The following is a 21,572-nucleotide window of genomic DNA, read 5'->3' as shown; positions in this document are numbered from 1 at the left end:
TCACACCTTCGTTTCAAGCGCGAGCCGACCCGGCACACTGCCGATCGAACCTGCGCCCATCGTGATCACCACATCGCCGTCGCGCACCACTGCTGAGAGCGCGTCCGGCACTTCATCCACCGTATCGACAAACACTGGCTCGACCTTGCCCGCCACCCGCAGCGCACGCGCCAACGCGCGACCGTCCGCGGCGACGATCGGCGCTTCGCCGGCCGAATAGACTTCAGTCAACACGAGCGCGTCGACAGTCGACAACACCTTCACGAAGTCCTCGAAGCAATCGCGCGTACGCGTGAAGCGGTGCGGCTGGAACGCCAGCACCAGACGCCGCCTAGGAAATGCGCCGCGCGCCGCCGCCACCGTGGCCGCCATTTCGACCGGGTGATGACCGTAGTCGTCGACCAGCGTGTAGGCGCCGCTCATCATGCCCTCGCTCACGACCGGCACTTCGCCATAACGCTGAAAGCGCCGGCCCACGCCGTTGAAATCCGCGAGTGCCCGCTGGATATCGGCATCTTTCACTTCAAGTTCAGTCGCAATTGCGATTGCGGCCAACGCGTTCTGCACGTTGTGCTCGCCGGGCAGGTTCAACACAATGTCGAGTGGCGCCGCGTCTTCGCGCATCGCCGTGAAATGCATGCGGCCGTCGTGCGCTTTGACATTGACCGCGCGGACCTGCGCGTCCGGCGCGAGACCGTAGCGGATGATCGGCTTCGACACGAACGGGAGAATCTCCTTCACGTTCGGATCGTCGACGCACAGCACCGCGATGCCATAGAACGGCAGACGATGCGTGAACTCGATGAACGCCTGCTTCAGGCGCGCGAAGTCGTGTCCGTAGGTGTCCATGTGATCGGCGTCGATGTTCGTGATGACTTCGATCACCGGGAACAGATTCAGGAACGACGCGTCCGACTCGTCCGCTTCGGCGACGATGAAGTCGCCCGTGCCGAGCCGGGCATTCGCGCCCGCGCTGATCAGCCGGCCGCCGATCACGAAGGTCGGATCCAGTCCGCCCGCGGCGAGCACGCTCGCCACCAGCGACGTGGTGGTGGTCTTGCCGTGCGTACCGGCAATCGCGATGCCCTGCTTCAGGCGCATCAGTTCGGCAAGCATCACCGCGCGCGGCACGATCGGAATGCGGCGATGACGCGCAGCCAGCACTTCCGGGTTGTCGCTGCGCACCGCGGTCGAGACGACCACTGCGTTCGCGCCTTCGATGTTCTCCGCCGCGTGGCCGATCGCAATGCGCGCGCCGAGCGCGGCGAGCCGATCGGTGACGGGATTGCTCGACAGATCGGAGCCGCTCACCTGATAGCCGAGGTTGACCAGCACCTCCGCGATGCCGCTCATGCCGACACCGCCTATGCCGACAAAATGAATGTGTTTGACGATATGTTTCATTGCTTTCCTTCTGGGCTCGCGCCCGAAATCGAACCCGCCACGGTCGCGCAAATCTGTGCGACCTGTTCCGTGGCGTCGGGTTTCGCGAGCGAGCGCGAACGCTCCGCCATTTCCGCGAGACTTTCCCGCGTCTGGCTGCGCAACCAGCCGGCGAGTTTTTCCGCCGACAGATCGCGTTGCTGCACGACCAGCGCCGCGCCGTTATCGGCGAGAAACGCTGCATTAGTGGTTTGGTGATCGTCTACCGCATACGGGAACGGCACGAACAACGCGGCCACGCCAACTGCTGAAATCTCCGACACCGTCATCGCGCCCGAGCGGCAGATCACGAGATCGGCTTTCGCGTAGGCGCTCGTCATGTCGTCGATGAACGGCACAAGTTGTATATCCGCGCCGGTTTGCAGACCGGCTGCCGCGTAGTTCTCGCGCAGCGAGTCGACATGCTTCGCGCCCGCCTGATGCACGATGCGCGGCCGTTCGCTCGCCGCGAGTAAAGCGACCGCGCGCGGCACGACTTCATTGAGCGCCGCCGCACCCAGACTGCCGCCGACGACCAGCACATTCAACGGACCGTTGCGTTCTGCATAGCGTGCTTTGGGCGCAATCGCGCACGCAAGTTCCGCACGAATCGGATTGCCGGTCCATTCGCTGTGCGGCAACGCATTCGGAAACGCAACCAGCACACGCTTGGCGAGCTTTGCGAGCACCTTGTTCGCGAGGCCCGCAATCGAATTCTGTTCATGCAGCACGAGCGGACGGCCGCTCAATGCAGTCATCAAGCCGGCCGGGAACGTGATGTAGCCGCCCATGCCGAGCACGACGTCTGGCTTCACGCGACGCAGCACGCTCAAGCTCTGCGTACATGCGCGCAGCAGGTTCAGCGGCAACATCAACTTGGTTCTCAGGCCCTTGCCACGCAGTCCGCCGAAGCGCACGTATTCCATCGGGATGCCGTGCTTCGGTACGAGCGTGGCTTCCATGCCGGCAGGATTGCCGAGCCATACGACCTTCCAGCCCCACGCCTGCATCAGATGCGCGACCGCGAGCCCAGGGAACACATGCCCCCCGGTGCCGCCGGCCATCACCATCAGCGTGCGTTGCTGCATGGAGGTCATACTTTTCCTCCACGCATCAACACCCGATTTTCGTAATCCACACGCATCAACACCGCGACTGCGACACAGTTCAGCAAGATGCCCGAGCCGCCGTAACTGACGAGCGGCAACGTAAGGCCCTTGGTCGGCAGCAAGCCGAGATTCACGCCCATGTTGATGAACGTCTGCGCGCCGAACCAGATGCCGACGCCCTTCGCGACCAGACCCGCGAACGTGCGATCCAGTGCGAGCGCCTGACGGCCGATTTCGAACGAGCGGCGCACGATCCAGTAGAACATCAGAATCACGACGAGCACGCCGATAAAGCCCAACTCTTCGCCGATCACCGCGAGGATGAAGTCGGTATGCGCTTCCGGCAGATAGTTAAGCTTCTCGACGCTGCCGCCGAGGCCCACGCCGAACCACTCGCCGCGGCCGAACGCGATCAGCGAGTGTGTCAATTGATAAGCCTTGCCCTGCGCGTAACGGTCATCCCAGGGATCGAGGTACGCGAAGATGCGCTCGCGCCGCCACGGCGACGCCCACACCAGCAAGCTGAACGTGCCGACCGCCGTGGCGACGAGGCCGCCGAACAGCTTGCCGTTCACGCCGCCCAGAAACAGCAGACCCATCGCAGTCGCGGCGATCACCATGAACGCACCCATGTCTGGCTCGAGCAGCAGCAAAGCGCCGACGAAACCGACCGCCATCGCCATCGGCAGAAAGCCTTTGGCGAAGCTGTGCATGTATTCCTGCTTGCGCACCGTGTAGTTCGCCGCGTAAATCGTCACCGCGAGCTTCATGATTTCCGACGGCTGCATATTCGTGATGCCGAGCGGGATCCAGCGGCGCGCGCCGTTCACGCCCTTGCCGACGTGCGGAATCAGCACGATCACCAGAGCGACGAGCGAGATCAGGAAGAGCTTGGGCGCGTACTTGTCCCAGGTCGAAATCGGAACGCGGAACGCCACGACGCCGACTACCGCGCCCATGACCACGAAGATGAGCTGACGCACGAGGAACGCATAGTCGCGATACGACGCGTACTTCGGCGAATCGGGCATCGCGATCGACGCCGAATACACCATCACGACGCCGAGCCCGAGCAGCGCGACGACCACCCACAGCAGCGAATGATCGTAGTCGAGCATGCGCGAGCGCAGCGGGCGCACGCCGTTGACTGCGCTTGCGAGACCGCTGCCGCCCATTCGGCCGGCGACGCGCGCGGCGCCCGCCGTGTCGCCATTGCCGGGAGCGCGCGAACCGAATCGTTCCGACCAGCTCATATCATCGTCCCCCGTTCGGCCGCGATCTCTTCCACCGTGCTGCGAAACACCGCTGCGCGATGCGCGTATCCCTTGAACATGTCGAAGCTCGCGCAAGCCGGCGACAACAACACCGCGTCGCCAGGTTGGGCCAGCGCGGCGGCGGCGCGCGTCGCTTCTTCGAGCGTGTCATGATCCGTCATCGCGATGCCGGTGTGTTCGAGCGCCGCGCGAATCCTCGGCGCGTCGCGGCCGATCAACATCACCGCGCGGCACCAGCGCATGACCGGCGCGGCCAGCGGCTCGAAGTCCTGACCCTTGCCGTCGCCGCCGGCAATCAGCACGGCGCGCTGCGCGAGACCGTCGAGCGCGGCAACCGTCGCGCCGACGTTGGTCCCCTTGCTGTCGTCGACGTAATCGATGCCTTCCACCGATCCGATCAATTCCACGCGATGCGGCTCGCCGTGATACTCGCGCAAACCATGCAAGAGCCGCGCGCCAGGCAGTCCGATTGCACGCGCGAGAGCAAACGCGGCCAGTGCGTTCGCAGCGTTGTGCAGGCCGCGAATGCGCAGCGCGTCCGCCGGCATCAGGCGCTTCAGCGTAATGTTCGGCGGCGTGACCGCTTCATTCTTGCGGCGGCGTTTCGGCGCGGGTTCGTCGCCGGCGTCGAGATCATGCGCTTCGACGAGCCAGATCATGCCGTTATCGCGCAGCAGACCATAGTCGCCGTCGCGCTTCGGTTCGGTTACGCCGAAGGTCACGACCGCCGCGTCACTAGCCTCGGAAGGCGCCAGCGCCATAACGCGCGCGTCGTCGCGATTCAGTACGCGCACCGTTTGTGTACCAAAGATGCGGCCCTTCGCTGCGGCGTACGCGTCGAGGCCGCCATGCCAGTCAAGGTGATCCTGCGTGATGTTGAGAATCGCCGCGGCGTCCGGCTCGAAAGTGTGCGCCGTTTCGAGCTGGAAGCTCGATAGTTCCAGCACCCACACATCGGGCAGCGCGGTGTTGTCGATGGCTTCACTGAGCTTGTCGAGCAGCGCCGGGCTGATATTGCCCGCGACCGCCACCTTCTTGCCGGCGCGTTCACACAGCAGCCCCGTGAGGCTCGTCGTGGTGGTCTTGCCGTTCGTGCCGGTGATCGCTATGACTTTCGGCGCGTAGCCGCTCTCGCCGAGCGTCTTGAGCGCTTGCGAGAACAGTTCGAGTTCGCCCCACACAGGGATGCCCTGCTCGCGAGCCGCTGTGATCAGCGGCAGCAGGTCCGCGGCTAGCGGCGACAAACCGGGGCTGATTGCAACGAGTTCCACGCCTTCGAGCAACACCGGAGAAAACGGGCCGCCGACAAACGCGGCATCGAGGCCATGTGCTTCCAGCGCGGACAGGTTCGGCGGCACCTCGCGGGTATCGGCCACACGCAGCCGACAGCCGTGCCGCGCGCACCAGCGCGCCATCGCGAGACCGGATTCACCCAGCCCCAGCACGAGCATCATCGGCTTTTGCCGATCCCGAAACTTCTCGCCGAACATCGCCTGCTTCCTTTAATACCCGCTGCTTAACGCAACTTGAGCGTGGACAATCCGAACAGACACAACATCAACGTGATGATCCAGAAGCGCACGACCACTTGCGTTTCCTTCCACCCCGACAATTCGAAATGGTGATGCAGCGGCGCCATCTTGAAGAGGCGCCGCCCTTCGCCGAAGCGGCGCTTGGTGAATTTGAACCACGTAACCTGTAACATCACCGAGAGCGTCTCCGCGACAAAAATGCCGCCCATGATGAAAAGCACGATTTCCTGACGCACGATGACCGCGACCGTGCCGAGCGCGCCGCCGAGCGCCAGCGCGCCGACATCGCCCATGAACATTTGCGCCGGATGCGTGTTGAACCAGAGGAACGCGAGCCCCGCGCCGCCCATCGCCGAACAGAAAATCAGCAACTCCCCTGCGCCGGCGATATGCGGAAACAGCAGGTATTTCGAGTAGACCGAGCTGCCCATCACGTAAGCGAACACACCGAGCGATGCGCCGACCAGCACGACCGGCATGATCACGAGGCCGTCGAGCCCATCAGTCAGATTGACCGCATTGCTCGCGCCGACGATCACCAGATACGTCAGCACGATGAAGCCCCACACGCCGAGCGGATAGCTGATCGACTTGACGAAAGGCAGCATCAGGTCGGCGCGCGCGGGCAAGCCCATCGACAAGCCGCTGCGCACCCACGCCATGAACAGATCGAATACGCGCACATTGCTCGCTTCAGACACGCTGAACGCGAGATACACCGCTGCGAACAGACCGATCACCGATTGCCAGAAATACTTTTCACGCGAGGACATGCCGCGCGGGTCCTTGTAGACCACCTTGCGGTAATCGTCGACCCAGCCGATCACGCCGAAGCCGAACGTGACGAGGATCACGATCCAGATGAAGCGATTGGTCAGATCGGCCCACAACAGCGTAGCCACGGCGATGCCGAGCAGAATCAGCACACCGCCCATGGTCGGCGTGCCGGATTTCACGAGGTGCGTTTGGGGGCCGTCTTTACGAACAGCCTGACCGACCTTCATGGCCGTCAGCTTGCGAATCACCGCCGGGCCGCAGACGAGCCCGATCAGCAGCGCGGTGATGGTCGCCATCACCGCACGGAAAGTCAGATAACTGAACACGCGCAAGAAGCTTGCGTCATTCTGCAGCCATTGCGCCAGCGCCAGTAGCATGCTTCGGTCCTTCTATTTCAGTGTGCAGCGGGCGTACTGCCCGCCGCATTGGGTTGTGGACTCGTAACGGCGTCCACCACGCGCTCCATTTGCATGAAGCGCGAGCCTTTCACGAGAAACGTTGCAGCCGGGCCGAAGCCGCCGTGCTGCAATTGCGCGAGCAGCGTGCCGACGTCGGCTACGTGATGCGCGTTGGCGCCATACGCGGCGCAGGCGTCGCGCGAGGCGTCGCCCATTGCGTACAGCGCGTCGATACCGCGTTCCCTCGCATAGGCGCCGATTTCGCGGTGGAATTCGGGACCGTTGTCGCCGACTTCGCCCATGTCGCCCATCACCAGCACGCGCGGAGAAGCGTGCGACGCGAGCACGTCGATCGCGGCGCGCATCGAGTCGGGATTCGCGTTGTAGGTGTCGTCGATCACGGTTGCGCCGGCGAGCGTGCCGAGCGCGGCATGCCTGACCTGCAAGCGGCCTTTCACCGCGCCGAACGATTCGAGGCCGCGCTTGATCGCATCGAGCGAAACGCCTGCGGCGAGCGCCGCCGACGTCGCGGCCAATGCGTTGTGCGCGTTGTGATTGCCGAGCACTTGCAGCATGACTTCTACGTGGCCTTCCGGTGTGCCGATGCTGAGGCGCACGCCGTCGAATATGCCGGTGACGGCGGCCTCCGTGCTGCGTTCCGCCGAATTCAGCGCGAAATCCATGATCCGGTTGCCGGTGGCCGCCACGCGCCAGATGCTGGCGTAAGCGTCGTCCGCAGGAAAGACGGCGACGCCTTCCGGATTCAGCGCGTGAATCACACTCGCATGTTCGAGCGCGACGGCTTCGACGGTCGCCATGAATTCCTGGTGCTCACGCTGCGCGTTGTTCACCACTGCGACGGTCGGCTCGGCGATCTTCGCGAGCAACGACGTTTCGCCGGGATGATTCATGCCGAGCTCGACCACGGCCAATTCGTGCGCGGCTTGCAGGCGGAACAGCGTGAGCGGCAAGCCGATGTCGTTGTTGAAGTTGCCCGCGGTCGCGAGTCGCGCGTCGGCGCCAACGGCTGCGGCAAAGATCGACGCGATCATTTCCTTGACCGTGGTCTTGCCGTTGCTGCCGGTCACGGCGACGAGCGGCATGCTGAACTTGCGACGCCAGCCGCGAGCGAGCGAACCCAGGCCCACACGAGTGTCGGTCACGCGTAGCGCCGGCACGCCCCAGTCTTGCGGCGTGCGCGAAACAAGCACTGCGGTGACATTGCGCGCCGCGACGTCGGCGAGAAAGTCGTGCGCGTCGAAACGCTCGCCCTTGATCGCGACGAACAGGTCGCCGGGACCGGCGCTGCGGCTATCGGTCGACACGCGTTCGAACGTAACGCTGTCGTCGCCGACTACGGTTGCGCCCGCAATCAGCGCAGCCGCTTCACGCAGAGAGAACATCGCATTTCGTTGCCCGCTCATTCGCCACCTCCGCGTGCCTGCGTCGCCCGCGCGGCGAGCGCGAGACGGGCGTGATCCTGGTCGGAGAAAGCGCGCTTTTTACCCATGATTTCCTGCGTGGCTTCGTGCCCCTTGCCGGCCAGCACGATGACGTCTTCGCGCGCGGCGCTGCGGATCGCCTGAAGAATCGCGCTCGCGCGGTCTTCAACGCGGCGCGCCTTCGACGCGTCTTTCATTCCGGCCGCGATCTGGTCGATGATCGATCGCGGATCTTCGCTGCGCGGGTTGTCGCTTGTGACTACGACGCCGTCGGCGAGCTTCTCGGCAATCGCGCCCATCAACGGACGTTTGGTCGCGTCCCGGTCGCCGCCGCAGCCGAACATGCAGACGAGTTCGCCGCCGCGCGCTGCCGCCATTGGCCGCAGCGCTTCCAGTGTTTTCTCAAGCGCGTCCGGCGTGTGTGCGTAGTCGATTACGACGAGCGGCTCGTCGTTCTGCAAGCGGCCACCGAGGCGTTCCATGCGGCCATTCACCGATTCGAGCTTCGCGAGTTGGGCTAGCGCGGCGTTGAACGGCACATCGGCGGCAAGCAAGGCGCCCAGCACCCCGAGCAGATTGCTCACGTTGAACGCGCCGAGCGTTTGCACTTCGACGTCGGCCTTGCCCCAATCGGACGTGCTCAGATGGAACGCGGTACCCGTCGCCGTGGCGCGCACATTCGAGGCGAGCAGCAACGCGTCGGCTTGCGGCGCGCTTTGCGACGCGTCTTGCGGCGCGGAGTCGAGACCGTAAGCGATGGTGCGCGCGTGACCTTGCGTGCTCACAAGCAAACGGCGGCCAGCCGCATCGTCGCGATTGATCACCGCCGTGCGCAGTTCAGGCCACGCGAAAAGACGCGCCTTCGCCGCTTCGTACGCTTCGAACGTGCGGTGATAGTCGAGGTGGTCTTGCGTGAGATTCGTGAATACGGCGATGTCGAACGCGGTGCCGTTTACGCGCCCCTGATGCAGCGCATGCGACGACACCTCCATCGCCACTGCCCGCGCGCCGGCGTCGCGCAACTGCGCGAGACTGCGCTGCAATTGCGGGGCGTCGGGTGTCGTAAAGCCGGTGTGCACGAGCTGTCCTGGCAAGCCGGTGCCGAGCGTACCGATGATCGCGCAACGCGTGCCGAGTGCGGTGAGCGCCGCCGAAATCCACTGGCTGCACGAGGTCTTGCCGTTGGTACCAGTGACGCCGATCGTCAGCATGCTGTCGCTCGGATCGTTGTACCAGGCACTCGCGATCGAACCGGCGAGCTCGTTCAACGCCGGCACAGCCAGCGTGGTGGACGAATCGGGCGCGCCGTTGAAACCTTCAGGCTGAAGGAGCACTGCGGCAGCGCCGCGTTCAATCGCACTGTCAATGAACGGACGGTTATCCGCGCCATCCACGGCGTAAGCGAAGAACGCGTCGCCGACTGCAAGCGAACGCGTGTCGGCGTGCAGATGCGCGCCTGGCTGCACGCGGGCGCGCAGCCAGTTCAACGCGTCGGCGATCTGTTCATGCGCCGGATGATTGTTGCGGAGCCTGCTCATCGAACGACTCCCGGATGGCTCTTCGCGTTGGCGGAAATCGTCATCTTCTTCGCGCCGGCGCTGGTCGAAATCTTCTTCGCAGCGGACGGCGTGGCGGGCGCACCAGACGTGCCAGCGGCCGTTGCGGAATCGTCCGACACCACCATCTGCTTGACCGGCATTTGCGGCGGAACATTCAGCGAGCGCAGCGTGTCGCCGACGATGCCCGAGAACACCGGCCCCGACACCTGACCGCCGAAGTGGCTGCCGGCCGTCGGTTCGTCGACCGACACGGCGACGACGATGCGCGGGTTCGGCATCGGCGCCATGCCGACGAACGATGCGCGATATTTCGAGTGGTCGTAACCGTGCGGGCCGTGCTTGTACGCCGTACCGCTCTTACCGCCGACGCGATAGCCCGGCACTGCCGCATCCGGCGACGTGCCGCCCGGCGAGACGACGGTTTCGAGCATCGCGCGCACTTCGCGAGCGGTGGTCGGCGAGAAGACTTGCGGGCCCGTGGCCGGCTGATCGCCAGGGGTGCGGAAAATCGACACCGGCATGATCTGGCCGTCGTGCGCGATCGCCGAATAGGCGCGGCCCAACTGGAACAGCGACACCGACAAGCCGTAGCCGTACGACATGGTCGCCTGCTCGATGCGGCGCCAGCTCTTCCATGGACGCAGACGCCCCGCCGCCGCGCCCGGAAAACCGACCTTCGGCGCCTGGCCGAGACCGATGCTCGTATACATATTCCACATCTCTTCGGGCTTGAGCTGCATGGCGATCTTCGTCGCGCCAATGTTGCTCGACTTCTGGATCACGCCGCCGACCGTCAGGACACCGAACGCGCTGTCGTCGGTAATCGGCGCGCCGTCAAGCACGAAGCGGCCGCCGCCTGTATCAACCAGTGTAGTCGGCGTGACGCGGTGCAGATCGAGCGCGAGCGACACCGTGAACGGCTTCATGATCGAGCCGGGCTCGAACGTGTCCGTCAGGATGCGGTTGCGCAACTGGTCGCCGGTCAAGTGTGAACGGTCGTTCGGGTTGTACGTGGGGTAATTGACGAGCGCGAGCACTTCGCCTGTGCGCACGTCGATCACCATCGCCGCGCCGGCCTTCGCCTTAAACTTCTCGACCGCCGCTTTCAGGTTCGCATAGGCGATGTACTGGATCTTGCTGTCGATCGACAGATCCACGTCCTGGCCGTTGTGCGGCACGACCTGCTCGTCCACGTCCTCGATGATGTGGCCCATGCGGTCCTTGATCACGCGGCGGCTGCCCGACATGCCCGCGAGCAGCTTCTGATCGCCGAGTTCGACGCCTTCCTGGCCTTCGTCTTCGACGTTCGTGAAGCCGATCAGGTGAGCGGTGATCTCGCCTTCCGGATAGAAGCGCTTGTATTCGTCGCGCGCGTAAATGCCGGGGATGTCCAGCGCCTTCACCTTCTCGGCGATGTCGACCGGCACCTGGCGTTTGACGTAGACGAAGTTCTTGTCTTCCGAGAGCTTCCTGCGCAATTCCTTGTCGGTCATGCCGAGCAGCTTGCCCAGCGCGCCGAGCTTGTCGGCACCGAGATCGTCCGGAACCGATTCGGGGATCGCCCAGATCGCGCGCACCGGCAGACTCGTGGCCAGCACGAGACCGTTGCGATCGAGAATCTTGCCGCGCGTGGCCGGGAGTTCGAGGCGGCGCTGATAACGGATTTCGCCCTGCTTCTGATAGAACGCGTTGCCCGGGCCCTGGATCCAGAAAGCGCGCGCGGTCAGTGCGACGAACGCCATGAACAGCAGGAACACGACGAGCTTCGAGCGCCACATCGGCAAGCGCACGGACAGTATCGGGTTGGCCGAGAAGGCAACGCTCTTGCGGGCCGATGATTTTTTCATCGCACGCCTCCGCGGCGGTTCGCCGCCGGCGCAGACGCCGGACCGGAAGTCGGAATCGGTGCGTCTTCAGCCTTCGCCGCGCCTGCGTCGAGCGTCAGATATTGCGTGCGGCCGGTCGTGACCGACTGCATCTTCAGGGACGCGGTGGCGGTCTGCTCGATGCGTGACGTTTTGGAGAGCGCGCTCTGCTGATATTGAAGCTGCGAATAGTCCTGCTGCAACTGGCGCTCCTGCGATTGCGCGCGTTGCAACTGGATAAAAATCTGGCGCTGCTGATTGGTTGCGTTGACGACAGACAAAGCACAGCCCATCACGATCATCAGCAGGAAGATATTGAGGCGATTCATGGTGCGATTCGCTCCGCCACACGCATGACGGCAGAACGGGCGCGCGGGTTCGCGGCGACTTCAGCGTCGCTCGCAAACACGCGGCCGATGATTTTGAGCGGGGGACTCGGCAGATCGACGGCGCGAATCGGCAGGCGACGGTCAACCGTTGGCGTACTTGCGTGCGCCTGCATGAATCGCTTGACGATCCGGTCCTCGAGCGAATGAAAGCTGATGACCACCAGCCGCCCCCCTTGCTCCAACAGCGACAACGCTGCTTCTAAAACGACTTGCAGCTCCGCAAGCTCTTGATTGATGTGAATCCGTATAGCCTGAAAGGTGCGGGTTGCCGGATCCTTGCCCTTCTCACGGGTTTTGACGACGTTAGCCACGATTTGGGCAAGCTCGCCCGTGCTGACGAGAGGCCCAAGACGGTCGGACTCTGCCCGGCGAGCAACAAGCGCCTTTGCAATCTGAAAAGCAAACCGTTCTTCCCCATAATCTCGTATCACCTCCGTCAGTTCCTGCACCGTGGCCCGCGCCAGCCAGTCAGCGGCAGACTCGCCGCGCGTCGGGTCCATCCGCATGTCGAGCGGGCCGTCGGCGCGGAAACTGAAACCCCGCTCCGGGTCGTCGACTTGCGGCGACGACACGCCCAGATCCAGCAAAACGCCCGACACCCGTTCAATCCCGCGCTCCGCAACTGCGGTGCGCAGTGAAGCAAAACTCTCGTGCACGATGCCAAAGCGCGGATCGGCGATCTGCTGCGCGGTGGCGATTGCGAGCGGGTCTTTGTCGAAAGCGATCAGACGCCCCGACTCGCTCAGCTTCTCCAACACCAGCCGGCTATGACCACCGCGCCCGAACGTGCCGTCTACATACACGCCGTCCGCGCGGGTGACCAGCGCGTTGACCGCTTCTTCCAGCAGCACCGTGCGATGCTGCAATTCGTTTCTCATCGCAGGTGCCATATATGTAAGCCGCGATCAGAACGTGAAATTCTTCAACGCTTCGGGCATGCCCTCGGCGATCGCCGCCTGTTCCTTCGCAGCGTAAATCTGTGCGTCCCACAGCTCGAAGTGACGCCCCATGCCGAGCAGCGTCACTTCTTTTTCCAGCGTGCCGGCCGCGCGCAACTCCGGCGACACCAGCACGCGGCCCGCGCCGTCCATATCGACGTCCATTGCATTGCCGAGAAAAATGCGCTTCCACCAGGCTGCATTCATGGGGAGCTTGTCGACTTTGTCGCGGAAGATTTCCCACTCCGGGCGCGGAAAGAGCAACAGACAGCCGTCCGGGTGCTTGGTGATCGTCACCCGGCCCTCTGCCTGTGTTTGCAGCGCATCCCGATAGCGGGACGGAATTGACATCCGCCCTTTCGCATCGAGAGTCAGCGCCGACGCCCCTTGGAACACTTCGCTCTCCCTCTTGGCCAGCGCCATTGCGCTGGCTGCCCGATTCGTAAAAATCTACCCGAAACCACGTGTGGGATCACACAAAAATACACTTTCTCACACTGTCTCCCACTTTAGAGGAACGCTAAACACGGGTCAAGGGAGACACGCCGTTTTTGAGCGGATTTTGTTTGTTAGAACAAGGACTTAGCGCGACTCGTTCACGTCAGACATAAAACGGAAAACCGTTATAAATTAACGAGCTACTGGAACTTGTGAAGGTGATACGTGAAAAGTGCGAGGGAAAGGCGCGGATCGTAAGAGATCGTGAAGCGTGTGCGGAAGGCGTTCGGCGGGATTTCGAGGCTACTCGCGGACGACGCGCGCGGCGCCGTTCGACTTCGGGCAGTGAGCGGGTAGAACTCGGCTCTGCTGCCCGCGTTTCCTATATGTAGTACGCGGTACGAGTCATGATTCTCGACATCGCGCGCATCAATGCACGCGCGGGGAACGGCAACTCGATGCCGCCGGCGTCCATCGCGGCTTTTCCGTGCTCGGCTTCATCGACTCGCATCTGCTCGACAATTGCGCGCGACTCACGATCGGCTGGCGGCAAGCGATCCATGTGGCTGTCCAAGTGGTGTTCGACCTGGCGCTCGGTCTCAGCCATGAAACCGAGACTGACACGGTCGCCCATGCGCCCAGCTGCGAGGCCGACTGCCAGAGCGCCTGCATACCACAGCGGGTTCAGGAGGCTCGGACGCGAATCCAGCGCCTCGAGGCGCTTCGCGGTCCACGCGAGGTGATCTTCTTCTTCTACCGCGGCCCGATTGAACACGGCTCGCAGCGATGGCGACCGGGTGGCCAGCTTCTGCGCCTGGTAAAGCGCCTGGGCGCAAACTTCCCCCACGTGATTCACGCGCATCAGACCGGCGGAGTGAGCGCGCTCGGCGGGCGAGAGCTCGGGCATCTCGGCCTGCGCTGCCGATTCTTGCGGAACTGGCAAAGGACGGCTCATCCGCGAGACGCCCGTCATAGAGCGTAAACCCCGATCAAATTCAGTAATCAACTCGTCTAGAAACATTCAGCACTCCATGATTCGACAACTGGTTTCCAGCCCACGCCGCCCGTTCTACAGGGCTTTGCGAGGCAGAACGCGCTCCGCGCCCGCCTCCGACGCCCCCTAACAAGGCAGCAAGATTTCGATTTTAGATCATGTTGCGTAAACGAAACAGCAGCGTTCCCGGCGACCTCCTTTTTCTTTGTGCCATGTAGCCCTTTTGTTACATTACGTGCAACTTCTCGCGAAGTTGGACAAGCAAGGCCTCAACGCTAGATAAATATTCGCCTTGTACAAAAGGTTCGTAATTCTTGGAGATCATTCGATGAAAAAGTCGCTTCTCGCTCTTGCAGCACTGGGCGCATTCGCAGGCGTCGCACATGCTCAGAGCAGCGTGACCCTGTACGGTATCATTGACGAAGGCTTCAACATCAACACCAACTCGGCCGGCAAGCACCTGTACAACCTGTCCAGCGGTGTTATGCAAGGCTCGCGTTTCGGCCTGCGTGGCACGGAAGATCTGGGCGGCGGTCTGAAGGCGATCTTCGTGTTGGAAAACGGCTTTGACGTGAACAACGGCAAGCTGGGTCAAGGCGGCCTGATGTTTGGTCGTCAAGCATACGTCGGTCTGTCGAGCCAGTTCGGCACGGTCACGCTGGGTCGTCAGTACGACTCCGTCGTCGACTACGTCGGTCCGCTGGAAGCCGGCGACCAGTGGGGCGGCTACATCGCTGCTCACCCGGGCGACATCGACAACTTCAACAACGCGTACCGTACGAACAACACGGTCAAGTACACGAGCGCGGATTACGGCGGCCTGAAGTTCGGCGGCACGTATAGCTTCGGTGGCGTTGCAGGCAACGTTACCTCGAACCAGATCTGGTCGTTGGGCGCTGGTTACAACAACGGTCCGCTGGTTCTCGGCGTCGGTTACTTGAACGCACGTACGCCGGCAGCTTCGGGCGGCCTGTTCAACAACGGCGGCACGGCAGCTACGCCGGCAGGCGCAGTGACGTCGCCGGTCTACGCTGGCTTCGCGTCGGCTAACACGTACCAGGTCATCGGTGCAGGCGGCGCATACACATTCGGCGCAGCAACCCTCGGCCTGACGTACTCGAACATCCGCTTTGCAAACCTGGGCGCATCGTTCGCATCGCCGTTCAAGGGTCAAACGGCTACGTTCAACAACGCAGAAGTCAACTTCAAGTACCAGTTGACCCCGGCGTTGCTGGTTGGCGCAGCGTATGACTACACGCGCGGCTCGGAAATCAACGGCACCTCGCGTGCTCAGTATCACCAAGGCGCACTGGGCGTGGACTACTTCCTGTCCAAGCGTACGGACGTCTACGTGATCGGTGTGTACCAGCACGCTACGGGCAACACCGTGAATGCGGCGGGCACCGTGGTTGCAGCAACGGCTGGCATCAACGGCCTGTCGGGCTCGTCGAACCAGAACCAGCTCGCGGCTCGCGTCGGCATCCGCCACAAGTTCTAATAAGTCGTAAAAACGCAGTTTGCCTCAAAGGCGCCTTCGGGCGCCTTTTTTTATGGCAAGCCGCGCGACGTCCGATTTGGTTTCCTGCGACGGCCCAAATTGAGAAAGGCCCGGCAGACTTGTGATCATGCCGGGCCTTTCTGTTGTGCTGGTCTCCGCGTTAAGTGGTTTCAGCCTTGCGGTCACATGTACCGCATATGCTTACGCGCGCCCGTCCCGCAACTCCCGCCGCAAGATCTTCCCGACATTGCTCTTGGGCAGTTCGGTGCGGAATTCGACGATTTTTGGCCGCTTGTATCCAGTTAGCTGCTGTTTGCAGTACGCGAAGATCTCCATGTCGGTAAGCGCCTCGTCTTTCTTGACGACGAACAACTTCACCGCCTCGCCGGAATGCTGGTCCGGCACGCCGACCGCGGCTACCTCGAATACACCAGGGAGCTTAGCGACGACGTCCTCGATCTCGTTCGGATACACGTTGAAGCCCGAAACCAGAATCATGTCCTTCTTGCGGTCGACGATCTTCACGAAACCGCGTTCGTTCATGAAGCCCACATCGCCCGACTTGAAGAAGCCGTCCGGCGTCATCACCTTGGCGGTTTCATCTGGCCGGTTCCAATAGCCGGCCATAACCTGCGGACCGCGGATGCAGATTTCGCCCGGTTGGCCGAGCGGCACTTCGTTGCCCTCGTCGTCCCGAATCGAAATTTCCGTCGACGGCAGCGGTAAACCAATCGTGCCGCTGTATTCGGTGACCGTGACCGGATTGCACGTTACGCACGGCGACGTCTCCGATAAACCGTAGCCTTCGATGATCGGCGTATGCGTATGCTCGAACCAGCGCTTCGCGACCGCCTCCTGGACCGCCATTCCGCCGCCGTTCGCGGCGATCAGCTTCGAGAAATCGAGTTTGTGGAAGTCCGGACTGTTCAGCAGCGCGTTGTACAGCGTGTTGACCGCGGGAATCGTCGTGATCGGATAGCCTTGTAACGCTTTGATCATGCCTGGAATGTCGCGCGGATTCGGAATCAGCACGCCGAGACCGCCGGTACGGATCGTGAGCAACCCGCAAACGGTTAGCGCGAACACGTGATAAAGCGGCAACGCGACAACAGTGATGAACTGCTGGATGTCCGTGCGATTCGAGCGAACTGGATCGAGCCAGATCTCCGACTGCAGCACGTTCGCTATCAGGTTCCGGTGCAGGAGCGTCGCGCCCTTGGCCACCCCCGTCGTGCCACCGGTGTACTGCAAGAAAGCGACGTCGTCCGGGCCTTGCCGGACTGGTTTGAAAGTTTGCCGTCCGCCTTCCGCGATGGCCGCGTTGAATTTGACGTGGCCCGGCAAGCTCCAGGCCGGCACCATCTTCTTCACCTGGCGCACGACGAAGTTGACCACTGCGCCTTTGACGCCCATCAAGTCGCCCATCGCCGCGACCACGATGTGCTTGACCGCCGTATTACGCACGATCGCCTGCAACGTAACCGCAAAGTTCTCTAGCAATATGATTGCTTCGGCGCCGCTGTCCTTCAACTGATGCTCGAGTTCACGCGGCGTGTAGAGCGGGTTCACGTTCACGACCACGTAACCCGCGCGCAGGATTGCTGCGATTGCCACTGGATATTGCAGCACGTTCGGCATCATGATCGCGATGCGCGCGCCGCGTGCAAGGCCCTTCGACTGAAACGATGCGGCGAGCTTGCGCGAAAGAGTGTCGAGCTCGCCGTAGCTGATCTCCTTGCCCATGCACACAAACGCCGGCTTGTCCCGATGCTCGCGAAAGGCCTCTTCGAGGAGTTCGGCGACCGACGAATAGCGAGTCGCATCGATCTCTGCGGGAACGCCGGGCGGGTAAGATTTCAGCCAGATTTTATCCATGCAGCGTCTCCTTCTTTATTTTCGAATGGTCGTGCTAAAAACGCATCGTAGCATGGGGACCTTTGCGGTATTCGCGAAAAACGGGCGGGTTAGACTGCTGCCTCGGACCGTCGAAACTATCGCTGGCGAGGCTTGCCCGATGTCAGAACGTGCGTCGGGCGCGCTGTACTTCGACGAGGCAGTCGTAGAAAGTTGCCGATCCGCCCAGATCAGTTAGCGCCTGGCTCGTGACCTGGTTAGCGTTGCGGCCATCGGGGGCGAGCTTTTTCCACCAGATCGACAGCCCGACCACGAGCCCTTGGCGCGCCCGGTCGGTGACGCGGGCGCGCGCCTGCATCGAGCCGCGGTCGTTGAAAATGCGCACTTGGTCACCGTCGACGATACTTCGCGATTGCGCGTCCGCCGGATGGATGTCCAGATGCGGCTCGCCTTCCGTCGACCGCAAACTTTCAACGTTCACGAACGTACTGTTCAGGAAGTTGCGGGCGGGCGGCGAGATCATTGCAAGCGGGTAGCGGGCGGCGAGATTGGGCGCGGACTCTGCGGATTCATAGGGCGGCAGGTAGTCCGGAAGCGGATCGAGCCCCTGCTGCGCGAGGCGCTCACTATAGAACTCGCATTTGCCCGACGGCGTTCGAAAGCCGCCCTCGGCAAAAGGCGCGTCGGGGAGAGTTAGCTTTGCCCAGCCTGTTTGTTTGAGCGCCTCCCAATTCACGCCCTCGAGCGTCTTGTCTTGCCAACGGAACGCGCTGCGCGCGACGGCTTCGTCGCTTTCGAACAGCGCCGGCTCGTCGAGCGCCATGTGACGCGCCAAGCCGCGAAAGATCTCAGTGTTTGGGCGAGCATCTCCCACCGGCGGGATTGCCGGCAAATTGACCATGACGTGCGTGTGGCCGTACGACTTGTGCACGTCGAGGTGCTCGAGTTGCGTCGTGGCAGGTAGAAGCAGATCGGCGTAATCCGCGGTGTCGGTCTGAAAATGCTCTAGCACGATCACGAACAGGTCTTCGCGTGCGAAGCCTGCTGCAACGCGTTCCGAGTCTGGCGCCACGGCGACCGGATTCGAGTTATAGACGACGATCGCCTCAATTTTCGGGCCGAACGCGGCATCGCCTGGATGCAGCAACGCGTCGCCGATTGCATTCATATTGATGACGCGGCTTTGCTTCGCGGGCCATCCCGGCATCAAGTCCGGACGCTGCAGCGTATGCGAGTCGATCGGCGCCCAACCCGCCGACGAAAGTAAAGCGCCGCCCGCGCGCTCGCGCCACGCACCGGTCAGCGACGGCAGACACGCGATCGCGCGCACGGCATTACCGCCGCCGCGCACCCGTTGCAGGCCATAGTTCATCCGGATCGCCGCCTTTCTGGTGCTGCCGTAAAGTCGCGCAAGGTCGACGATCACCTGCTCTTGAATGCCGCAAATTTCGGCCACACGTGACGGCGGATAACTGAGTGCGCGGGCTTCGAGTTCGGGAAAGCCCAACGTATGGGCAGCGATGTAAGCGTGATCGAGCAGATTTTCCGCGATCAGCACGTTCATCATGCCGAGCGCTAAGGCGCCGTCGGTTCCTGGCTTCAAGGCGATGTGCTGATGGCATTTCTCTGCCGTCAGCGAGCGATACGGGTCAATCGCGATGAGGCGCGCGCCTCGGCGTTTGGCCTGCTGGGCACGCGTCCAGAAGTGTAAGTTTGACGCGATCGGATTCGAGCCCCAAATCAGGATGACCTCGCTCTCGTCGAAAAACTCGGTGAGCATGCCGAGGCTCGCGCCGTAGGTGTATTTCAAGCCAGCCGCGCCGGCCGCTGCACAGATCGTGCGATCCAGCTGCGATGCGCCGAGCTTGTGAAAGAAACGTTGCGCAATGCTGTCGCCCTGAACGAGGCCCATCGTGCCGGCGTAGCTGTACGGCAAAACGGCTTCTGGCGCGCGGCTCCCAATCTCCGCCAGGCGCTTCGCACCCAGTTCCAACGCTTCTTCCCAACTAATGCGTTCAAAGCGCCCTTCGCCTTTGCGGCCAACGCGCTTCATTGGCGTTGTCAGGCGCTGCGGATGATGCACCCGCTCCGCATAGCGGCTGACTTTGGTACACAGCGCGCCTTGTGTCGGAGGATGGTCCGGATCGCCGACGACTTTGATCGCCCGCCCGCCGTCGACAGTGACACGCATTGCGCAGGTGTCGGGGCAGTCGTGTGGGCAAACTGCGCGAGCGAAGTCGGTCGGAGCGTTCATCGAAAAACCATTAGGGAACGGTAGGCAGGATGTAGCGCCGGATCTTATTACGTTCATTAGCGGTTGCCTGCATGCTGCCGCCAAAAACGCCTTCGGCGTAGAATCGTTATCACTGCGTCCGGGCGCATGTCGCTCGAGCGATTCCACGCAAGTCCAAGCGTAAACGCATCGGCACTCTATTATGAAACTAATCCCCGAAATCCAAGCTGCCCACGGAGAAATTCAGAATCTTCGACGAGCGATCCACGCCAATCCCGAGCTGCGTTACGAGGAAACTGCGACTGCGGACCTGGTCGCGAGAACTCTGGAGTCATGGGGCATAGAAACGCATCGTGGATTGGGAAAGACAGGCGTAGTTGGCGTACTCAAGCGCGGCAACGGTACGCGCTCCATCGGCCTTCGTGCCGATATGGACGCGCTGCCGATTCAGGAACTGAATAGCTTTGAACATCGGTCCAAAAACGAAGGGAAAATGCACGCGTGCGGCCACGATGGCCACACAGCGATGCTTCTCGGCGCGGCGCGACATCTCGCCAGACACGGAGATTTCGACGGCACCGTCGTATTCATTTTCCAGCCGGCAGAAGAAGGCGGCGCCGGCGCGCAGGCGATGATCAACGACGGCCTGTTCGACAAGTTTCCGGTTGATGCCGTGTTTGGCATCCATAACTGGCCAGGCATGCATGCAGGGAAATTCGGCGTGACAGAGGGCCCTATCATGGCGTCCAGCAACGAATTTCGCATTGAAATCAAAGGCGTCGGCTCGCATGCAGCGCTACCGCATAACGGACGGGACCCTGTTTTCACGGCTGTGCAGATCGCCAATGGGCTGCAGAGCATCATCACGCGGAACAAGAAGCCGCTCGATACCGCTGTACTCTCAATCACGCAGATTCATGCTGGCGATGCGGTCAACGTCGTTCCGAACGATGCGTGGCTCGCGGGCACCGTCCGCACTTTTAGCACTGAAGCGCTCGACCTCATCGAAGCACGCATGCGTAAAATCGCGGAAAGCACGGCGGAGGCTTACGATTGCTCGGTCGCTGTTCAGTTCCACAGAAACTATCCGCCCACTATCAACAGCAGTGAAGAGGCTCGCTTTGCGGCGACCGTCATGAAGGAGATTGTCGGGGCAGAGAACGTGGACGACTCAGTCGAACCGACGATGGGCGCCGAGGACTTTTCCTTCATGTTGCTGGCAAAGCCGGGATGTTATGCGTTCTTGGGCAATGGCGAGGGTGGGCACCGAGACGCAGGCCATGGTGTGGGACCGTGCATGCTGCATAACGCGAGTTACGACTTCAACGATGAATTGTTGCCGATCGGTTCGACGTACTGGGTACGACTTGCGCAGCGATTTCTTGCAGGGGATTAGCACGAGCTACAGGAGCGTCGGAGGGCAATCTATGTCGCACTTTGCTTGCGGTAATGCGATTCACGATTGCGATTCACGATTAGCGCCGGGTGGTGACCTTAAGTTGGCGGCCGCACGAACCGCGTGGATTGAGGCGTAGAGAGGCTCTTCCAGCCGCGTAAACGCAGAAACCCCACCTTTTTCGGGGTGGGGTTTCTGGTGCTGCAGGGGAGCCTGACGATGACCTACTTTCACACGGGTAATCCGCACTATCATCGGCGTAGAGTCGTTTCACGGTCCTGTTCGGGATGGGAAGGGGTGGGACCGACTCGCTATGGTCATCAGGCATGACTTGTTGCGGTACTGCCTGGGGAGCAGTACTGCCAATCGGGAAGAAGTAGTTTCTGATGAGTCAACATCAGGGTAATGCGGGCTGTGCTGTTTCTGGCACAACACTGAATCCCAACCGTGCGTT

General features: G+C 62.2%; 16 protein-coding genes and 1 rRNA gene. 2 read left to right on the top strand and 15 right to left on the bottom strand.

Going from position 1 to position 21,572, the window contains the following annotated elements:
• The 12 genes from murC to coq7 all read right to left on the bottom strand — a co-directional run bounded on the left by murC (nt 1) and on the right by coq7 (nt 14,164).
• Nucleotides 1-1,404, bottom strand: coding sequence for a UDP-N-acetylmuramate--L-alanine ligase (gene murC / locus C0Z16_RS08445; RefSeq protein WP_102631724.1), 1,404 nt, complete (start codon nt 1,402-1,404; stop codon nt 1-3).
• Nucleotides 1,401-2,519: an undecaprenyldiphospho-muramoylpentapeptide beta-N-acetylglucosaminyltransferase gene (gene murG / locus C0Z16_RS08440; RefSeq protein ID WP_102631723.1), complete on the bottom strand. Its 1,119-nt coding sequence runs from the start codon at nt 2,517-2,519 to the stop codon at nt 1,401-1,403. Before murG ends, murC begins: the two co-directional genes overlap by 4 nt.
• Nucleotides 2,516-3,784 carry a putative lipid II flippase FtsW gene (ftsW, locus tag C0Z16_RS08435; protein ID WP_102631722.1) on the bottom strand — a complete coding sequence of 423 codons (1,269 nt, stop codon included), beginning with the start codon at nt 3,782-3,784 and terminating at the stop codon, nt 2,516-2,518. The genes murG and ftsW overlap by 4 nt, the downstream gene beginning before the upstream one ends.
• Nucleotides 3,781-5,295, bottom strand: coding sequence for a UDP-N-acetylmuramoyl-L-alanine--D-glutamate ligase (gene murD / locus C0Z16_RS08430; protein ID WP_102631721.1), 1,515 nt, complete (start codon nt 5,293-5,295; stop codon nt 3,781-3,783). The genes ftsW and murD overlap by 4 nt, the downstream gene beginning before the upstream one ends.
• 26 nt (nt 5,296-5,321) lie before the next feature.
• The gene (gene mraY, locus C0Z16_RS08425; protein ID WP_006053209.1) at nt 5,322-6,491 is read right to left on the bottom strand and encodes a phospho-N-acetylmuramoyl-pentapeptide-transferase; all 1,170 of its coding nucleotides are present in this window, start codon (nt 6,489-6,491) and stop codon (nt 5,322-5,324) included.
• Nucleotides 6,492-6,508: 17 nt separating this feature from the next.
• On the bottom strand, nt 6,509-7,936 hold the full coding sequence (locus tag C0Z16_RS08420) for a UDP-N-acetylmuramoyl-tripeptide--D-alanyl-D-alanine ligase (protein WP_102631720.1): 1,428 nt from the start codon (nt 7,934-7,936) through the stop codon (nt 6,509-6,511).
• On the bottom strand, nt 7,933-9,492 hold the full coding sequence (locus C0Z16_RS08415) for a UDP-N-acetylmuramoyl-L-alanyl-D-glutamate--2,6-diaminopimelate ligase (RefSeq protein WP_102631719.1): 1,560 nt from the start codon (nt 9,490-9,492) through the stop codon (nt 7,933-7,935). Before C0Z16_RS08415 ends, C0Z16_RS08420 begins: the two co-directional genes overlap by 4 nt.
• A complete protein-coding gene (locus tag C0Z16_RS08410; RefSeq protein WP_102631718.1) occupies nt 9,489-11,360 on the bottom strand; it encodes a peptidoglycan D,D-transpeptidase FtsI family protein in 1,872 nt (623 codons plus the stop codon). Before C0Z16_RS08410 ends, C0Z16_RS08415 begins: the two co-directional genes overlap by 4 nt.
• Complete coding sequence (gene ftsL / locus C0Z16_RS08405; RefSeq protein WP_102631717.1) at nt 11,357-11,707, bottom strand: cell division protein FtsL; 351 nt, start codon at nt 11,705-11,707, stop codon at nt 11,357-11,359. The genes C0Z16_RS08410 and ftsL overlap by 4 nt, the downstream gene beginning before the upstream one ends.
• Nucleotides 11,704-12,657 (bottom strand): 16S rRNA (cytosine(1402)-N(4))-methyltransferase RsmH, encoded by a 954-nt coding sequence (gene rsmH / locus C0Z16_RS08400; RefSeq protein WP_102631716.1) that lies wholly within the window; start codon nt 12,655-12,657, stop codon nt 11,704-11,706. Before rsmH ends, ftsL begins: the two co-directional genes overlap by 4 nt.
• 15 nt (nt 12,658-12,672) lie before the next feature.
• Nucleotides 12,673-13,101, bottom strand: coding sequence for a division/cell wall cluster transcriptional repressor MraZ (gene mraZ / locus C0Z16_RS08395; RefSeq protein ID WP_027802334.1), 429 nt, complete (start codon nt 13,099-13,101; stop codon nt 12,673-12,675).
• 424 nt (nt 13,102-13,525) lie between these two features.
• A complete protein-coding gene (gene coq7, locus C0Z16_RS08390) occupies nt 13,526-14,164 on the bottom strand; it encodes a 2-polyprenyl-3-methyl-6-methoxy-1,4-benzoquinone monooxygenase (RefSeq protein WP_102631715.1) in 639 nt (212 codons plus the stop codon).
• Nucleotides 14,165-14,465: 301 nt separating this feature from the next.
• Here coq7 and C0Z16_RS08385 point away from each other — a divergent pair, with 301 nt between their 5' ends.
• Nucleotides 14,466-15,635 carry a porin gene (locus C0Z16_RS08385; protein ID WP_102631714.1) on the top strand — a complete coding sequence of 390 codons (1,170 nt, stop codon included), beginning with the start codon at nt 14,466-14,468 and terminating at the stop codon, nt 15,633-15,635.
• 201 nt (nt 15,636-15,836) lie between these two features.
• Here C0Z16_RS08385 and C0Z16_RS08380 read toward each other — a convergent pair whose 3' ends face one another.
• Both C0Z16_RS08380 and C0Z16_RS08375 read right to left on the bottom strand, forming a co-directional pair.
• Nucleotides 15,837-17,510 (bottom strand): long-chain fatty acid--CoA ligase, encoded by a 1,674-nt coding sequence (locus tag C0Z16_RS08380; RefSeq protein WP_102631713.1) that lies wholly within the window; start codon nt 17,508-17,510, stop codon nt 15,837-15,839.
• A gap of 142 nt (nt 17,511-17,652) precedes the next feature.
• On the bottom strand, nt 17,653-19,743 hold the full coding sequence (locus C0Z16_RS08375) for a molybdopterin-containing oxidoreductase family protein (RefSeq protein WP_102631712.1): 2,091 nt from the start codon (nt 19,741-19,743) through the stop codon (nt 17,653-17,655).
• Nucleotides 19,744-19,924: 181 nt separating this feature from the next.
• Between C0Z16_RS08375 and C0Z16_RS08370 the strand changes: the two genes are divergently transcribed.
• Nucleotides 19,925-21,118, top strand: coding sequence for a M20 aminoacylase family protein (locus C0Z16_RS08370; RefSeq protein ID WP_102631711.1), 1,194 nt, complete (start codon nt 19,925-19,927; stop codon nt 21,116-21,118).
• Between the two features lie 211 nt (nt 21,119-21,329).
• On the opposite strand, the gene rrf is transcribed toward C0Z16_RS08370, so the two are convergent.
• Nucleotides 21,330-21,443: ribosomal RNA gene (rrf, locus tag C0Z16_RS08365) — 5S ribosomal RNA — on the bottom strand.
• Nucleotides 21,444-21,572: the final 129 nt, after the last annotated feature.

It is taken from the genome of Paraburkholderia rhynchosiae (assembly GCF_002879865.1).
Classification (GTDB): domain Bacteria; phylum Pseudomonadota; class Gammaproteobacteria; order Burkholderiales; family Burkholderiaceae; genus Paraburkholderia; species Paraburkholderia rhynchosiae.
The sequence above is the reverse complement of the archived record's forward strand: the minus strand, read 5'-3'. Positions and strand labels throughout refer to the sequence as shown.

Coding starts and splice junctions, on each gene's coding strand:
- murC (WP_102631724.1), bottom strand. CDS start 1,404: ATGAAACATATCGTCAAACACATTCATTTTGTCGGCATAGGCGGTGTC.
- murG (WP_102631723.1), bottom strand. CDS start 2,519: ATGACCTCCATGCAGCAACGCACGCTGATGGTGATGGCCGGCGGCACC.
- ftsW (WP_102631722.1), bottom strand. CDS start 3,784: ATGAGCTGGTCGGAACGATTCGGTTCGCGCGCTCCCGGCAATGGCGAC.
- murD (WP_102631721.1), bottom strand. CDS start 5,295: ATGTTCGGCGAGAAGTTTCGGGATCGGCAAAAGCCGATGATGCTCGTG.
- mraY (WP_006053209.1), bottom strand. CDS start 6,491: ATGCTACTGGCGCTGGCGCAATGGCTGCAGAATGACGCAAGCTTCTTG.
- C0Z16_RS08420 (WP_102631720.1), bottom strand. CDS start 7,936: ATGAGCGGGCAACGAAATGCGATGTTCTCTCTGCGTGAAGCGGCTGCG.
- C0Z16_RS08415 (WP_102631719.1), bottom strand. CDS start 9,492: ATGAGCAGGCTCCGCAACAATCATCCGGCGCATGAACAGATCGCCGAC.
- C0Z16_RS08410 (WP_102631718.1), bottom strand. CDS start 11,360: ATGAAAAAATCATCGGCCCGCAAGAGCGTTGCCTTCTCGGCCAACCCG.
- ftsL (WP_102631717.1), bottom strand. CDS start 11,707: ATGAATCGCCTCAATATCTTCCTGCTGATGATCGTGATGGGCTGTGCT.
- rsmH (WP_102631716.1), bottom strand. CDS start 12,657: ATGGCACCTGCGATGAGAAACGAATTGCAGCATCGCACGGTGCTGCTG.
- coq7 (WP_102631715.1), bottom strand. CDS start 14,164: ATGTTTCTAGACGAGTTGATTACTGAATTTGATCGGGGTTTACGCTCT.
- C0Z16_RS08385 (WP_102631714.1), top strand. CDS start 14,466: ATGAAAAAGTCGCTTCTCGCTCTTGCAGCACTGGGCGCATTCGCAGGC.
- C0Z16_RS08380 (WP_102631713.1), bottom strand. CDS start 17,510: ATGGATAAAATCTGGCTGAAATCTTACCCGCCCGGCGTTCCCGCAGAG.
- C0Z16_RS08375 (WP_102631712.1), bottom strand. CDS start 19,743: ATGAACGCTCCGACCGACTTCGCTCGCGCAGTTTGCCCACACGACTGC.
- C0Z16_RS08370 (WP_102631711.1), top strand. CDS start 19,925: ATGAAACTAATCCCCGAAATCCAAGCTGCCCACGGAGAAATTCAGAAT.